Origin of the sequence: Polaribacter sp. (assembly GCF_051251875.1) — a bacterium.
Lineage (GTDB): Bacteria > Bacteroidota > Bacteroidia > Flavobacteriales > Flavobacteriaceae > Polaribacter.
Genome location: NZ_JBPOGL010000004.1, coordinates 1 through 17,687, shown reverse-complemented (window position 1 = coordinate 17,687; position 17,687 = coordinate 1). Strand labels below are relative to the sequence as shown.

The 17,687-nt window shown below is 32.4% G+C and carries 10 protein-coding genes; 3 read left to right on the top strand and 7 right to left on the bottom strand.

Features of this window, described 5'->3' with window-relative positions; genetic code table 11:
- Positions 1 to 33: 33 nt before the first annotated feature.
- From ACSHW5_RS03080 to ACSHW5_RS03055, 6 genes are all read right to left on the bottom strand, one after another.
- The gene (locus ACSHW5_RS03080; protein ID WP_435674646.1) at positions 34 to 957 is read right to left on the bottom strand and encodes a T9SS type A sorting domain-containing protein; all 924 of its coding nucleotides are present in this window, start codon (positions 955 to 957) and stop codon (positions 34 to 36) included.
- 474 nt (positions 958 to 1,431) lie between these two features.
- The gene (locus tag ACSHW5_RS03075; protein WP_435674645.1) at positions 1,432 to 2,223 is read right to left on the bottom strand and encodes a hypothetical protein; all 792 of its coding nucleotides are present in this window, start codon (positions 2,221 to 2,223) and stop codon (positions 1,432 to 1,434) included.
- A gap of 60 nt (positions 2,224 to 2,283) precedes the next feature.
- Positions 2,284 to 4,038, bottom strand: a complete 1,755-nt coding sequence (locus ACSHW5_RS03070; protein WP_435674644.1) for a sodium:solute symporter family transporter — start codon at positions 4,036 to 4,038, stop codon at positions 2,284 to 2,286.
- Positions 4,039 to 4,050: 12 nt separating this feature from the next.
- Positions 4,051 to 5,193, bottom strand: coding sequence for a Gfo/Idh/MocA family protein (locus ACSHW5_RS03065; RefSeq protein ID WP_435674643.1), 1,143 nt, complete (start codon positions 5,191 to 5,193; stop codon positions 4,051 to 4,053).
- 19 nt (positions 5,194 to 5,212) lie between these two features.
- The gene (manD, locus tag ACSHW5_RS03060; RefSeq protein WP_435674642.1) at positions 5,213 to 6,430 is read right to left on the bottom strand and encodes a D-mannonate dehydratase ManD; all 1,218 of its coding nucleotides are present in this window, start codon (positions 6,428 to 6,430) and stop codon (positions 5,213 to 5,215) included.
- A 939-nt stretch (positions 6,431 to 7,369) separates the two neighbouring features.
- Positions 7,370 to 9,676, bottom strand: a complete 2,307-nt coding sequence (locus tag ACSHW5_RS03055; RefSeq protein WP_435674641.1) for a chondroitinase-B domain-containing protein — start codon at positions 9,674 to 9,676, stop codon at positions 7,370 to 7,372.
- Between the two features lie 301 nt (positions 9,677 to 9,977).
- On the opposite strand from ACSHW5_RS03055, the gene ACSHW5_RS03050 reads away from it, so the two are divergent.
- Entirely contained in the window at positions 9,978 to 10,943 is a 966-nt protein-coding gene (locus ACSHW5_RS03050; RefSeq protein WP_435674640.1) for a Gfo/Idh/MocA family protein, read from the top strand.
- Between the two features lie 9 nt (positions 10,944 to 10,952).
- Here the strand turns inward: ACSHW5_RS03050 and ACSHW5_RS03045 are convergent, their stop codons facing one another.
- Complete coding sequence (locus ACSHW5_RS03045) at positions 10,953 to 12,026, bottom strand: T9SS type A sorting domain-containing protein (protein WP_435674639.1); 1,074 nt, start codon at positions 12,024 to 12,026, stop codon at positions 10,953 to 10,955.
- A gap of 568 nt (positions 12,027 to 12,594) precedes the next feature.
- On the opposite strand from ACSHW5_RS03045, the gene ACSHW5_RS03040 reads away from it, so the two are divergent.
- Both ACSHW5_RS03040 and ACSHW5_RS03035 read left to right on the top strand, forming a co-directional pair.
- Entirely contained in the window at positions 12,595 to 15,786 is a 3,192-nt protein-coding gene (locus ACSHW5_RS03040; protein ID WP_435674638.1) for a SusC/RagA family TonB-linked outer membrane protein, read from the top strand.
- Between the two features lie 19 nt (positions 15,787 to 15,805).
- The gene (locus ACSHW5_RS03035) at positions 15,806 to 17,134 is read left to right on the top strand and encodes a RagB/SusD family nutrient uptake outer membrane protein (RefSeq protein WP_435674637.1); all 1,329 of its coding nucleotides are present in this window, start codon (positions 15,806 to 15,808) and stop codon (positions 17,132 to 17,134) included.
- Positions 17,135 to 17,687 lie beyond the last annotated feature (553 nt).

Here is a 17,687-nt window from a genome sequence, read left to right as displayed (position 1 = left end):
GGGCTTTTCTTTTATAGTAATTAATTCAAAAAATTACTCAATAATTATTTTTCTAGAACCTAAAAGATTATTACTCATAACTTTTAGAACATAAATACCTTTAGACAAATTAGAAACGTCTATTTTATTATTTATTAAATTGTTAGAAGAAATAACTTTCTTACCAATTAAATTATAAATTGCGATTCCTGTAATTGTTTCATTTGTAGAAATTTGTACAAACTCTTTTGCTGGGTTTGGATAAATACTAATTTGTGAAGAAAAAACGTCATTAACAGATGCTGTACTTTCGTTAGTCATATTCACTTCGTCAATTCTAATTTCCGAACCACCACTAGACCAAGTCCAAGGTCTTGAATCAGAAGCATCTTGAGGAACTGTGTTAGGACGCCCAGTACCTCTACCAAATATTGCAATACTCGTATTAGATCCTGAATTAAAAGTTAATTCTCCTGTTCTAAAATCTTTATCTCCTGGGTTTGCTATAATAGTTGAAGCCAAATTATTAGCAGCATTTTCAACAACAGTAATATCTTCATAACCAAAATCTCTAGATTGGCCGTCTACAGCTGCAGGATATTCAGGAGTATAATCAGCAATATAACCAGTTCCAGCTAAAATTCTGAATTCTAAAGACGTAGCAGGTTCTGTATCTATTTTATCTTCAAAATTATATATAAACGTAAATTTGTAATCTGTATTTGCTAAAACAGCAATTTCTTGATACATAATATCTGCTTCTATTTCATCAAATTTAGCACCAAAAGAAGTGCTAGAATTCCAAGAAGAAGATTCTAATTGGTCTCCTAAATCTTTATTCATCCAACCGGCACATGAACAATTAGTAGTTCCTGTTCTCTCTATATTAGAAAGCTCACGGTTTTGAATAACGGGATCTTGTGCATAATAAGTTGTGCTTATAAATGCAATACAAATAAAAAGTAATGTTTTTTTCATAATTTAAAAGTTAAAAGTTAAAAAGTTAATATCAAAACTGGTTTGCCAAACTGGTTTGCCAAACTGGTAAACCAAAAATACAAATAAAATTGAATAATAAAAATTTTATTTGACTTATTTTAAGGGATTGGTATTTAATACCTTATAAATTGTACCTATTCGTAAAAACCTCTATGCAGAATGCTATTCTTTCCTTTAAGATTTTCTTTTTTTGAGGATAAAAGGGTTGCTATGTATAAAATTGAAAATAAGTGTTTAATAAATTAGAAAAACGCTCAAAGCTATAATAATCTTTCTACCTTGTTTTGAATTGGAATTATAAAAAAAGCACTGATTTTAAAAATTTTAACTTGGCTTAACACCATGTATTAATCTTTAAAATCAGTGCTTAATTAAGAAATTAATTTCATTACTAAGTTTTCTTCTGTTTTTATTTTATCAGAATAAATAAATTTTCAGAATCAACATTATTTTTTATTTGTATGTACTCAATTGTTGTGATATTTTTTCACTTATTACTGAATACTCTTTAGACTCCACAAAGCCAATTGAAAATGTTTGAACGGTGTTTAAATGCTTGGTTGTTTTTTCGCCGTTTTCACGACCAAACCCCAACACCGTCATATCTGGTCTGTATACATAATTATCGGGCAATTCATCATCTTCATGATGTAGTATATATAGTACTCGTGGATATTTTTGATCTCCGAAAGCCATCCATTCTGGCGCAGGCAAATCACCTGCAAAAGGCTTTTCAATTGGATGTTTTTTATGATCTATAGAGGCGTACCAAAAATCATTGTTGTCCATTTCTCCACCAGGCACACCTTCATATTGCACCCAATAGTTGTAACCTACACTAATTTTTGTCATTGTAAAATCACAGCGATTTGGGTAAAAATCCCATTGCCCTTGCCATTTTTTATTATCTGAAGTAAATGTAATACGAACATGCTCTTTTAACTCCATATCTATTTCCGAACTTGAACCATCAGTTTTAGCATTCATAGCATGGAAATAACTCCCGTCCTGTTTATGAATTGCATTCGGAAATCCTCTGTATTCACCCTTATGAGCTGATCCTTTTTTATTATGAAAACCTATCCAATCTATACCATCCTTATCAATCATGCTAGACAAACCACCACCTTCTTTTTCTAAATAATAAATAGCTGAAGGCGTGGTTATAATATATACTGATACCCCTCCAGCAGATTCATCTATACCATGCGTAAGTTGTAATTTCTCCTTAGTACAGGAACTCAACAATAATAGAAGAATGAATAATGATGTCAAATTTTTCAAGTACATAATTATATTCTTAAGTTAGTTTGAAGAAACCTTGTTCTTTGCACTACGCTTTAACAAATAGCCAATTCCGGCAATGAGCAACGCACAAATTGCAAACATAGCTCTACCCCAAAGTGGGTTCGGAATTAAAGTCATAAGCATAATACCCACACTCATTGTTAATACCATATTACCCAATTTAATTCTTTGCTGCTTGTCAACTTCATCTTGTTCATCATCTGCAATAACTGGTGTAACAAGATCCTCAAAAAAGCGATCAGTTTCGAGTTTGTGATCATCCTTAGCTTCATTGTAGCATAAAGAAGTTGCCCAGAAAAATCCTCCTGTGATAAACACATGTCCCGCAATAGTTAGGATTATATTCATGTCAACAATTTCACGAGCCGTAAGAGAATCAACACCAAACCATGAAACAAAAACATCTGGAGTGATAACACTATCAACCATCCAAGAGACGCCTAAACCTAGAGCAATAGTTGCCCAAGGTGCCCATTTAGGTGTCTTTTTTACAACAATACCAACTACTAGCGGCACCATCATTGGCAGCTGAACCATAGTTGAAACTCGCATCATAAGTTCATACAAACTGAGTTCTTTAAGTGTTGCAAAATAAAACGCCACAGCAATAACTCCCATTCCACTAATTAAGCTAACTAATTGGCTTATTCTTAGCAACTTCTTATCACTTCTCTGGCTATTTCTTTTGGCGAGAAAAGGTTGATAGATACTTCTAACAAAGATTCCAGCGTTTTTATTCAGTGCCGAGTCCATGGAAGACATGGAAGCAGCAAAAAGACCAGCCATAAGTAAGCCAACTGTTCCTATTGGCATAGCGTTTCGAGCAAATACTAAATATACTGCATCTGCCGCCTTGTTTCCTAGTTGCGAATAGTCGGCAGCAGCATCTGGATAAAGGGTAGCAGCTGCCCATGGCGGGATAAACCAAATAATAGTTCCCACTCCCATTAGCGTCATGGCTAATAAGGCCGCTTTACGGGCGTTGATGCTGTCTTTTGCACCAAGAAATCGAAATGAATCATGAAGATTCATCATGGTTATTATCTGTTTTGGTAAAAAGAAAATAAAGGTCCCAATCAATATTAAAGGGTAGTTCATATTCGGGCCTACGAGAAAACCTCCTGGGAAATTTTCAACCAAATTTACCGGACCATCAACCATTATCAATGCCACTATCGCAGTAGCGATTGAAACAACTGCCACTACCAACGTTTGAACAAAGTCTGACGCAACAACGCCCCAAGCGCCTGATAGTACCGATACAAAAACTACGGTCAAACCTATCCCTATGATGGTTGTAAAAATATCCGCATCAAAAACAGCACTGGTAAAAACCCCTAAAGCATTTAACCAAACACCTGCATTTATGAAAGAAAATACAATTAACATCCAGGAAAAAAACAGCTCATTTTCAGAGCCAAATCGTCTTTTAATTCCTTCTGTAGGTGTATCTACTCGCATTTGCCTAAATCGGTGAGCGAAGAACAAATATCCACAATAGAATGCAAAAGTATTACCAATATATACAGCACAAATGGCAAAACCATCATTAAACGCTTTTCCCGCTGCACCTGTAAAAGTAACTGCTGAAAATTGCGCCATAAAAGCGGTTGAGCCTACCATCCACCACAACATCCTTCCGCCGCCACGAAAATAATCACTCGTAGATTTACTTGCCATTCGTGAGAATATGACACCAATTGCAAGTATCATCACAAAGTAGAGCCCGATAACTATATAATCGTAAAACATAGGTTTATTTTTTTATTGAAGATGACGAACATCCGTCCAATTATTATTTTTTCTAATTAAATCAATAAGTTGTTGATATAAACTACCTTCCTTAAAGGATTGGTAATATTCTACTTTTTCACCATTAATATCTTTCACAAACTCTCTAGCTAAGTATTGCCAATTGCGCTCTGTATCACCTTCAACTTTTGGTTGATCATCTACAATGTCTTTTGGTAAAGGCAACTCTTGCCATGTATTTTTAATTTTGTCCCAAGTATAAAGAGGTCCCATGCCATAGTGGCCTTCAATGAAAATTGCTCCTTTTGTACCGTAAAACACTATATGGTTCTCGTGAAACTTGGGATTAAGCCCGCCATGTTTGAAGAGTACAGAGACCGGTTTAGTGGCAAATGAACTTTTCAACTGTGCCATAACAGTATATGACCATTCCACATTACTTTCTCCCCATTTAAGTGAAGGATCATTTAGATCTTTAGGTATAAAGTCCCTTCTTGTTTTGAAATTATGTACACCTTCAACAATAGGTGCTTTCCCTAAATCGTCTCTTACCTCTCCTATTATGGATAATATATTTTCACCGATTACTGATGTTGCAATTGACATCATGTGTGTAAAGTTGTTATTTAATCGACCACCACCATCTTCTTTTCTATGCGACCATCCAAAGGGAATATCTCGTTCTAAATTGAAGTGTGACATAAACTCAGCTTCCACTGGTTCCCCAATTGCGCCACTGGCTACCAATTGTTTTGCGTGCATAACACATGGCATATAACGAAAACTTGAAGCAAATGCGGTTTTTACATTTTTTTGTTTGGCAAGTTCATACAACTTTAAAGCAGAATCTCCATCAACCGTTAGCGGTTTATCACTATATACGTGACAACCAAACTCGATTGCCTGTGTTATTGTCTCATAGTGAGCACCGCCGGGAGTTGCTATTGAAACGATATCTGGCTGGCAATCCTTTAAAGCTTGTTGCCAATCTGTACCTGAGTAAGGAATTGCCATTTTATTGGCTACTTTACTTACAACACTTGGTGTTCTACCAACAATACCAACTACCTCGGCGCCTACTGCACGAAATGCATCTGCATGACCTTGACCAGCAAACCCGGTTCCTGAAATAAGTACTTTTAATTTTTTATTCATTATGTTCAACTTTTTATTTTTACCAATTCCATAAAGTACCATCTCTTAATCTACTTATAGGTAAATAAGATTTTTTATAACTATACTTTTTAGCAGCTTTCTCGTCAAAATCTACTCCAAGTCCAGGCTTATCATTTATTAATAAATGTCCGTTTTCAAAAACTAATGGATGTTTAAAAACTTCATTCAAAGGTGCTCCACCAAAACCTATAAATTCTTGTATCCCAAAATTGGGTGTCCAACTATTCAAATGTGCATGAGCTGCATGACCAATTGGTGATATATCTGGTGGACCGTGTGGCGCAGTTCTTACATGGTAAATAGCAGCAAAATCTGCTATTCTTCTCATTGCGGTAATTCCACCGGCATGTGTAACTGCTGTACGGATATAATCAATCCATTGATTTTCTAAAAGTTCTTTTGCATCCCAAATGGTATTAAAAATCTCACCAACGGCAAGTGGTGTTGTAGTATGTTGACGTACTTGTTGATAACCCGATTGATTTTCTGCAGTAACACAATCTTCTAAGAATAGTAAATTATAAGGTTCTAACGTTTTACCCAACCTTGCAGCTTCAATAGGTGTTAAACGACTATGCACATCATGTAATAATTCGATATCCATACCATATTTTTCTCTTGCTTTTTGAAACAATTGAGGGATAAAATTAAGATATTCACTAGTATCCCAAAGTTGCTCTGGTGGTAGCGGACGATTGCTTTGCAATTCATAATAATCTTTTTTACCGTCTAAAGTACCATAAGTGCCATCTAAACCTGGTATTGCACATTGTAATCGAACTGCCTTGTATCCTTCATCAACAAGATGCCCTAAATTGTCTAAAGTTTCATCTATATTTTGACCATTAGCATGACCATATACTTTTATTTTTTCCCTACTTTTTCCACCTAATAATTGATACACAGGTAAGTTTGCTACTTTTCCTTTGATATCCCAAAGTGCCATATCTATTCCTGAAATTGCAGTCATGGTTATTGGCCCTCTTCGCCAATAACATCCTTTGTATAAATACTGCCATATATCTTCAATTTGATGTGGATCTTTACCTATCAAGCATGGAATGATGTGTTCTTCTAAATATGCAACCACAGCTAATTCTCTTCCATTTAAAGTAGCATCACCCAAGCCGTAAACACCGTTATCTGTAATAATTTTTACGGTTACAAAATTACGTCCTGGATTACTAACAAATATTTTAATGTCCTTAATCTTCATTTGTTTTTTTAGAATTTAAAGGTTTATTTCTTAAAAATTACTCTTTATTTTAGCACTATATTTTCAACTTTTGTTGCTTCTTTAAGCCAAACCTCTGTTTAGCTTCAATAGGCATATTTTTTGGCTATTTCACCATTATAAGTTTCAGGTTTTGTATTTTTTTTGCCTGATTATATACTCTTTGCTTAAAATAATTAATTTTGCTAGCATGGCTTTTCACTTGCTACGCGTACTGTATGTTTAGATGAATACCTATTGATAACCTGTAGCGGAATATCTTCTTTTATTGAAAAATCCGATTACAATAAATTTTTGTAAATTTTACAGTTTCGTAATTTTTACATGCAAAAGTGAGGTGTGTTATTCCTTTATAAACATTTACTTTATAACTAAATTTTTCACCTAAAGCAATACCATTTTTGGTTCTTCTGTATAGATGTTTGCGCTTTTACCAACTTTTGAAAAATCATATACCTAAACGACAGTAGAGAAATTAAACCTCCCAGAGTTATCGTCTTTAGTATTAATTTCATATTTCCAAAAAACGGAACCTTTTGTGTGTCCTGAAAATTTTTTATATTAGATTTCAAAGGTTCGTTTTCATAACCTTTAACACTGTGAATTTGTACAACTACTACTGAATAGGAAAAAGCTTTAGTAATCTCTTGTTATAAAGATGTGTTGTACTTTTAAAGTCCTTATTTATTTTCCTCTATTTTCAGGAATTTAATATGCTTTTTTTTCCTAATTCTGTTCTTGAATTACTAGATATTCTTGTTAAGTACTCCTGAACAAATAATCAGACTGGTTTTTATTTCTTTAAAAAAAAAGTCATTTCCGGTAGTTTTAGAACCACTATTTTCACAAAAGAGAATTACTAAAATGAAGATTATAAAAGTTATTTTTTTCATTTTAGTAATTCTTTTTATTTTTATACTATTAATACATCAACTTCATTACTAAGTTTTCTTCTGTTTTTATTTTTCCAGAATTACTTAACGTATTTTTAGATTCCACATTATTTTTTGCTCCCCATAAAATAGAAACAAACTGCACTTTATTATTTTTAAAGGTATTATTATTGATGTTTACATTTACAATTCCTCTATGGTTTAGTAACATTTTATTTTTTTCTTTACTTCCACAATTTGTAAATGTACTTTGGGTTACTAATAAGTTTCCACCAATGGTAGACTCATCATAACCACCTCTATAATAATCTATTACATTTTGTTTCACGTTTGTAAAATTACAGTTTTCAATGGTTAAAAATTCTGTATTATAATCACCTCTATCATTTGTTTCTTCAGACAATTCTATTCCGTTTTCACAGTTTGAAATTGAAGTACCTTCAAAAGTTACTTCTTCTGAAAATGTTTGTTTATAAGCTTTTAGTACATAGTTAAAATTACTTATTTCACAAAGAGAAACTGACAATCCAAAATGATTAGACATGTTTGCTTTTAAACTTGCAAAAGCATAATTAGATTTATTACCTTCAAGAATTACTTGTTTAATTGTTAATTTCCCTTTAGGATTTAACTCAAATAAAGGTGTATTTTCCTTACCTGAAAAAATAATGTGTGCTTTTCCATCTCCAGAGCTTTGAATTGTAATTGTTTTATTTATCATTAGAGATACATCAACATTAAAAACACCAAATCCTAAATCAATAATATCTCCGTTTTTGGCAGCATTAATTTTATCTTGTAATTCTGCTGCTTTGGTTACAGAATGTATTACAGGTTCTCTAGCTTCTACTACATTAGAATACCAAGAAGCACCATACTTTGTTTTATCTAAAATAGCAGGATCTTTTAATTCTGCTTGAAGTGTTGCTCCTATTGAGTTTGAGTTGGCTCTAGAATTACCAAAAAGATCTTCTTTTATCGTATTAAATCCAAACCCATTGTAAATTTCTTGTTTACCTGTAATGTTAGGAATATACACAAGGTCACTTAATTTTGTCAATTCAAATTTATTTGCTGCAATTCTTTTTGTATCACCAAAATCTACACCTTGGTTATTAATAATGTTATTTTTAAAAGTAACACCGTCTGCTTTGTCATGTTCTATAATAGGATTTTTGTCTCCATCTTTATTGTAAATAATATTGTTAGCTACAACAGATCTAAGCGCTCTAGCAGAACGAATTTCTGATTTTGGCAAAACTGCAGCTTGTGCAATATTTGTTCCTACGCCAAATTGCCAAGGAGATTTACAATTTACATAAGTATTAAATGCTACGACAACATCTGTAACTTGATTGTATCTATTTAATGGAGATTTAGGAATACCATTCATAACTGCCAATGGACTTCTAAAGTTTTCTCCAATAATATTATAGAAATAATTATTGATAATCCAATGACCTGTGTTTACAATTCTAATTCCTCCAAACTGCTTATTTACACCATCACCAATAAAATAATTACCATCTATTGTTGCGTAATTTCCATGACGAGTAACCACAGAACCTTCACTTTTATAAAAAACATTGTTTTTAATTAAGTTGAAATTTGTTTTACTAGAAATAATTTCAACTTCACCATTACACTCTTCAAATAAGTTGTTTGCAATAGTGGTATTACTTGGCGACATAGAAGTAAAACTACTACCTAATTGAATAGTTTCTCCTCTTGCGCCACCTTTTCTAGGTCTTGGTCCAAAATGATTGTTTATAATTTTGTGATAATTTCTAATACTTTGGTTTCCTTTTAAATCTACTCTTACCGTTGGACCACCATTTGTTTTACCGGCAATGTAACAATTACTTAATTCATTATGAGTTCCGTAAAATTGTACCCAAAGATTGTCTTGATCTCGTTCTAGATTGTTAAAATCTAAAATTACACAATTGGTAACTTTGGCATAATTTGCAACTTCTTTTTCGCTAATTCTAAATCCTATAACATTTGTAGAAGGAGAATGCCCATTTCTAAAAAACAATCCATTTACTTCTAAATAACTACCTCCTAATTGTAAACTAGAAACCCCTTCTATAAAAACTTCACCAGGAGTTTCTGCCCTTAAAGTTATAGGATTCTCTTTTGTTCCTTCACCAGTAAAAACTATTTCTAAGTCTTTGTAAATTCCGTTTTTTAGAACAATATCATCTCCGGGTTTTGCATTTTTAATTGCTTCATTAAGTTCAGATTTTGTACTTACTAAAATGCTATTTGTAACTTTTTCATTACAAGAAACTAACAACAAAATTATACTGATAATTAGAAATGATTTTTTCATAAATTTTTTAATAATTGATTAATGTGTAATTGCTAAGTAAAACTATTTAACGTTAGAAAATTCTATAGAATTTATTAAATATGCGTAATTCCTCGCCTGCTATAATTTCGAAAACCAAACTGGTTTACCAATTTGGTTTACCAAATATATACACTTATTTTGAATTGAAGAAATTTTAAAGCTAAAACCTTATTTCAAGGCACTTTAATTACGCTCTTTTTTAGAAGAAAAAGCACAAACATCTTACTAAATTAGACAATAAAACCGTAATTATTTTTATCTTGTAGAAATAACACTAAAAATGAATACAATTAACTGGGGAATTATTGGTTGTGGAGATGTTGCTGAAGTTAAAAGCGGCCCTGCTTTTCAGAAGGTAAAAAACTCAAAATTAGTTGCCGTTATGAGGAGAAATGCTGCAAAAGCCAAAGATTTTGCTACAAGACACAAAGTTCCTTTTTGGTATACTTCTGTTGATGAATTATTAGAAAACCCAGAAATTAATGCCGTTTATATTGCAACGCCGCCATCTTCACATTTAAAAATGGTTAAAAAATGTTTACAGGCAAAAAAGTGTATTTATCTAGAAAAGCCAATAACTCTCAACTTTTCTGAAGCCGAAGAATTACATAAATTAATAACCAAAGATGATAAATTAGTGGTTGCGCATTACAGAAGAAAATTACCTGTTTTTCTAAAAGTAAATGAATTAATTGATGCCAATAGTATTGGAAAAATTATCTACGCAGATATTCAAATTCTTCAATCGAAACAAAATAATATAATTACTAAAACGGAAGCAAATTGGCGTTTACAACCACAAATTTCTGGTGGTGGTTATTTTCATGATATTGCGCCTCATCAATTAGATTTAATGTATTCTTACTTTGGTGAAATTAAACAAGTACAAGGTTTTTCTACTTCAACCTTAAATACCAATGTTGATGATCTTGTAAATGGAATAATTGAATTTAAAAACGGAATTCAATTTAGAGGTATTTGGAATTTTAATACTTCTGAAAAAGAAGTGAAAGATGAATGTAAAATATATGGTAAAAAAGGTACCATTACATTTTCTTTTTATGGTGAAAAAGTAATTTTATCAACCAATCATAAAGAAGAAGTTTTCAATTTTAAAAATCCGATGCATCTTCAACAACCGATGATAGAAAGTACCGTAAATTATTTTTTAGGAAAAGAAAAGAACCCTTGCGCTATAGAAAATGGCGTAATTATTATGCAGATCATGGAATCTTTTACAACATAAAAAAGCGCTTTATTTTACATAACACTTTAAAACTTTAGCAATAACTGTATCTTGTTTAAAGACGATAAAATACAGTCCTTTAGAAAAACCAGAAACATCTAATTTATCATTGTGTAACTTTTTATCAATAGAAATTTTTCTTCCGGAATAATCATAGACTTCAATAAGGTCATAATTATCTGAATTGGCATTTTTAAATTCAACCTCATCAGAAGACGGATTGGGAAACAACAAAATAGTCTCTGCTTTCTCTTTTAAGGTTTCTACAGAAAGTACATCGGTAATTTCTTCTATACTAAAATCTGCATATTTTACAATTTCGTCTTGTAAATCTTGCGGATTGTTAAGACTTCTATAAATTCCCCATTTTGGTCTTGCAAATTCAGCGCCATCTTGCCAAGTATCTAACGGACTGTTAGTATAATTAAAAAGGACTTCATTGTTGGCTATCTTTTTTATTTCAACAGAATAACTTCCTTCTTCACCAAATTTTATCACTTCAGTAACAGAAACCCAATGCCCTTTAAACAACTCTAAGTCTGCTGTTTTTAAAGTGTTTTGATCTGTTGTAGCTGTGTATCTTAATTCAAATTTATCAGGACTTCCTTTTCTTAACGTAAAAGAAATCATAGGCACGGAAGCATAAGGTCCGCCAACCGCCTTTATTTGATGAATATGCGTAAAGCTAGAAGAGGGTTTAAAAGTATCAGACAATTTAAACTTCCATTTATATGCTACAGTTTCACCAATATTTGCCTTTAAATTTTCAGGAGAATCACCATAGGTTTTAATTTCATTACGTTGTCTATCATCTTTCAGACAACGATCATTATCTGGCGTTACATGTATATAAAATTGGAAAACATTTTTGTTTAATGCTGTATCAAAAACTTCGTCTATATGTCTTCCAAAAGCATCATGATTGCAATCGGGAACTTCAACAACATCTCTATTTGGGTTTGCCAAAACAGCATTAATGAGTTCGTATGTATTACCAGGGCCATCTGCACTTAAAACAACTTGACTATATATTCCTTGAAAAATTAAATTACAGACTGCTAATAAAATGACATTCTTTCTCATAAAAAAATTGGTTAACCACTTTGGTTTTCCAAATATACATTAAATTATTATCTATAACAAATAGAACTATCTTGTGAACCAAAATGTTAATTCTGGGAAATAGGAAAACATTTTTTAACAAAAATAATCACAAAAAAAACAAGGGTCTATAAAAGAAAATGTAATCAACAATTCCTAAAAAAGACCTTTTATTATGTATGACCAAGTAATAAGATGAGATATAAAGTCTTAAATTATTTTTAAAAAAGTAAAAAGCGGTAATAAAAAATTAAAATACAAAGTAACACCTACAAAACCAACGAATTACACTTGTATTAAATACCTCAAATACCTATATAACTTTAGAACTATAAAACAAAATCACCATGCTAATTTTTACGCATGTAAAACCATAAATTAATTTGAATTTAGTAATTATTTTCAATGAAGTATCAAATACTTTTTTTTTATTAAAATACTTTTTTATAGTTAATATATTGTTAATTCAAATAAAATTGTATATTTGGCGAACCAGATTGGTTAACCAAATTGGGTAACCAAAAATTTAATTCAAACAAATTCAAATTTTATGTCAAGAAACAACTTAATTAAAAAAATTAGTACGTGCTTCTTTCTTTTAGCATCGCTTTTTGCTTTTTCCCAGCAAAAGGTGACAGGTACTGTAACAGGAGGGCCTAATAAGGATCTACTGCCGGAAGTTAGTATACAAGAAAAAGGAACCACAAATGGTACTACAACTGATTTTGATGGAAACTTTTCAATAACTGTATCAAATGCTGAAGCAACTTTAATTTTCAGTTATTTAGGGTACGCTATCCAAAATGTACCGGTAGCGGGTAAAAAAACTATTACTGTTAATTTAGTAGAAGACGCAAGTGCTTTAGATGAAATTATTGTAGTTGGATATGGTACAAGTAAAAAATCTCACCTTACAGGATCAATTTCTAAAGTAGGAGGAGAAGATCTTGCTGCTGTACAAGTAGCACGTGTAGATGAAGCTTTAACTGGTAAGTTATCAGGAGTTTTAATTCAAAATCAAAGTGGAGAGCCTGGTGCAGATCCAAAGATTCAAATTAGAACAGGTTCATCACTTTCAAGCAACTCAGATCCGTTAATTGTTGTAGATGGATTCCCTATTTCAGGTAATTTAGCTACAGTTAATCCTAACGATATTGAAAGCATGGAAGTATTAAAAGATGCTGCATCTGCTGCTATTTATGGTTCTTTGGGTGCAAATGGTGTTATTTTAGTTACTACCAAAAAAGGAAAATCTGGTAAACTAAATTTTAGCTACAATGCATATACAAGTGTTTCAAGAAAATATGTAAAAGATATTGAAATGCTAAAAACTGCCGGAGAATGGGCGGCTGAATTACAAACAGATGCTTATGATCTTTCTAATACAGACCCAGGTTTATTAGCGTACAGATTAGATGCTTATACAAATGCACCTGATGTTGTTAGTATGGAAGATTGGCTTTTTCAAAGTGGTACTACATCTAGCCATGACTTTAGCGTAAGCGGTGGATCTGACAAAATAAAAGCATTTGCTTCAATTGGATATTTAGATACACAAGGTATTGTAAAAGGTCAAGGTTATGAAAGATATAATGGACGTATGAATATTGATGCTAACTTGAATGATAAATTCAAAGCAGGATTAAGCATGAATGGATTTTACGGAAACCAAGATATTGTACCTTGGGAAATGAGAGATTTATTGAGAGCATATAGTATTAGCCCTATTTACCATACGCAAGCTTCAATTGATTTTGTGCAACAATTAGATCAAAAAAGACAAGCATTATTCAATTCAGGTTTTACTGGTAATAATATCGGTCGTTCATTTGATCAAGATTATAGAGGTAATGGTTTAGACCCTACAAGTATCTATGATTTACAACCAGGAGACGTTGTACATGACTGGCAATATGGTAGAAATCAAAATGGTATTGGTGGTACTGGTGATGCAGGTGTAGCCGCTAAATTTGATAATTCAAAAAGATCTAAAAAAACATATTATGGTAATGTAAGTTCTTATTTACAATATCAAATTATAGATGGATTAAATATTAAAACTATTTTTGGTGCAGATATGCAAGATGTTCAACTATACGAATATCACGGGGTGTTATCTGATGGTCAACAAAGATCTGATAGAGGTACATTAGACATATCAAACATTAAAAAATCTACCGTGTTAAGTACAACTACTTTAGATTATTCAACAGTAATTGATGATAAACATGATATCTCTGCTGTAGTAGGTATAGAATTTGTAAACACTAAATACAAAGGACTTGCATCAGAAGGATCGAATGTACCCTTTGGTCTACCTTTAAATTATTCTTTTTTAGCTCCTGAAGATGTAGTTTCAGAAAGTATAGATGAAAAGCAATCTAGAAGAGGTCTTTTCGGAAGAGTTGCCTATGCTTTTGACGATCGTTATTTAGTATCTGCATCAATTAGAAGAGACGGTGATTCTCGTTTTGGAGCTAATGAAAGATATGCAGTATTTCCAGCACTTTCTTTAGGTTGGAATATGCATAAAGAATCTTTTTTACAAGATAATGAAAAGTTAAGTACATTAAAATTAAGATTTAGTACAGGTTCTTTAGGTACTTCTTCTGATTTAGGTTCATACAGTTCACTTAGTGTTTTGGGTACAAATCCAACCGCTTTTGGAACTGGGTTCTTAATTCCAGACGATGTAGCAAATCCAGATTTAACTTGGCAAACCAACAAAGAAACAAATTTTGGTCTTGATACAGGATTTTTAAATAACCGTTTCAAGTTTAGCGTAGATTATTATACATCTGATGTTAATAATATGTTGATTCAACAAAGTGTTTCTGAAGTTCTAGGTACAGATCAAGTAAGACTGAATCGTGGAGATATAACAAGTTCTGGTTTAGAATTAGAATTTAATGCTAGAATTATACAAAAAGACAATTTTAACTGGAGTATGAATGCAAATTTATCTACCGTTAATTCAGAAATTACTAGTTTAGGTGCTGTAGATGAATTACCTCGTCAAATTTACGGAGGACCATCTGGAAGAGGTGCTGAGTTTAGAAATTATGTAGGTGGAGAGCTTGGTGAAATGTGGGGATATGAAAGCGCTGGTCAAGTTGAATCTATATATATGGCAGATCCAACTAGAAATGTTGGAAATAATAGCGGTTTGCAATATGTAGTAGATCAAAATAATGACGGAAAAATAACTTATGAAGATGATTATGTGAAGTTAGGTTCTGCTACTCCAGATTTCTATTGGGGAGTATCAAGTAATATGAATTATAAAGATTTTGATCTTTCATTACAGTTTCAAGGATCTCAAGGAGCAGAATTGTATAATATAGACCCTATTTACTGGCAATCGCAATTTCGCGACTCTACAACACCTGCATTTGACCTTACAAGCGATGGAATTGCAGATAATAATGGTAAGCACTATTTATTAACTAGAGATGTACATGGTGCATTAATTCAAGATGCGTCATACATTGCATTAAGAAACTTAACTTTAGGATATACACTTAAACCAGAGTTTATCAGCAAAATGGGTATAGGTTCTATGAGAGTATATCTTGCAGGTACTAACTTGTTATATATAATGGCTAGTAATTATACTTCTTTTAATCCAGAAGGTATAGAAACCGAAAACACTAATTATGGAGGTCCAACTACTTACGGATACCAAGAAGGTGCAAGCCCAATTGTAAGAAGTTTTACTTTTGGACTAAATGTTAATTTTTAATTAAGAAAAAATGAAAAAAATGAAAACCATATATATAGTATTAGCCGCACTGGTGTTATTTACATCATGTGATAATGACCTAGACCAATCTCCTATTTTAGATTTGGAAGCAAGTAATTTAGTAGATTTCGGACCTGTTTTAAATGCAGCATATTATTATCAAACTGGAGTAGCCATGTCCCAAGCGGTTATGGGAGACTTTAGAGCAGACAATATGTTAATGCAAGAAGATCCATTTACATCTATAGACACCTACAATTCAGATTTAGCAGGAGGAGATATGACAGAGGCATTTTTTAGCCCAGTTTATAGTAATTTGTACAAGGCAATTTTAAGTGCAAATAACGTTATTGAAAACTCATCAGAACCTACAGAAGTAGCTGAAGCTCAGTTTATAAGAGCACTGTCTTACTTTAAGCTTGTAATGATTTTTGGTGATGTTTCTATAAATTTATCAGCTACACCAAGCACTTCTGATTTGTCTATATTAACCAGACAACCAGCTGCAGACGTGTACAATAACGTAATCATTCCAGACTTTAAAGCTGCTATTGCAGGATTAGATAATACTGGATTAGCATCAGGCCGTGCATCTCAAATTGCTGCACGTGCATTTCTTGGAAAAGTATACATGCACAGAGGTAATTATGCTAGTGCAGTAACAGAACTTGCAGCTGTTGTAAGCGCTGCTACTGCTGCAAATGTTATTTTAGAAAATAACTTTGCAGACGTTGTAACAGATATTAGCTCAGAAATCCTTTTTGCAACTCAAATATCATCATCTATTTCAGTAGCAGATGGTTCTTCTTCATCTTCTACATTTGTAGGATGGTTTGGTGGTTCTGATACAAAATCACTTTTACCATTAGACCCACGCTTAACTGCTGCATTTGATGCTAGTAGTGCAAGTGGTGGTGGTACAGATTTAAGAAAAGCATTAACTATAGATGTAGCAAACAGTAAAGGTGTAAAATATACAGGTGGTTTAGATCAAGACTTTATTGAAATGAGATTATCTGATGCTATTTTACTGTATGCAGAAGCATTAAATGAAACTAGTTCTCCTGCAACAACAGTACTTCCATTATTAGATAAAATAAGAAGTAGAGCTGGTTTAAATAGCTTAACAGGAACCATTAGCTCTCAAGCAGCTGTTAGAACTGCCATTGCTAATGAAAGAAGATTAGAGTTAGCTTTAGAAGGCCATAGATGGTTCGATTTGGTAAGAACAGGAACTGTTGATGCTCAAATGGGGGTATCAGTTAATAGTAATTATTATATATTTCCTATTCCATTATCAGAAATTACTGCAACCAACGGTGTAATTACTCAAAACGCAGGCTATTAAAAATTATTAATTTGGATTGAGTTTATATTGGGTTTACAACTATAAAAAGTTGTAAACCCTTTTTTTGTTTACTTCATATACCCTTTAGTTGTAAAATTTGGGGGTTTCCACGCCAAAAAAAGGCGCGGCCGGGCTTTCCGCACTCGCTTTTTTTCGTACCTCAAAAAGAGCTCAAACAAATGCTGCAATCCCTAACCCAAGCCACTGATTTCCTAGTTAGTTCAATCTAAAAATAAATACCCATCAGGATAATTTAAAGTATGGTTAAATTTGTCTAATACCATAATTTAATACCTATAAGAAACCTTAAATATCGCTTTATAAATGATATTAGTAGTTTTTAATGTATAACACATAATGCTAGTAATCATCTCTCTTTTCTAGTAAAACCCGCATCCATAACTAATAAATATACATTTCCTTAAAGTAGAACAGTTCTACAACCAATACTTATACCATAAATAAGAGCTTAGAACAACTAAGTATTCGGCTCGCCGATAGGCCAGAGCTGAATATTGTGTTGACGAAGTTGGCAGAATATGTCTCTTATGGG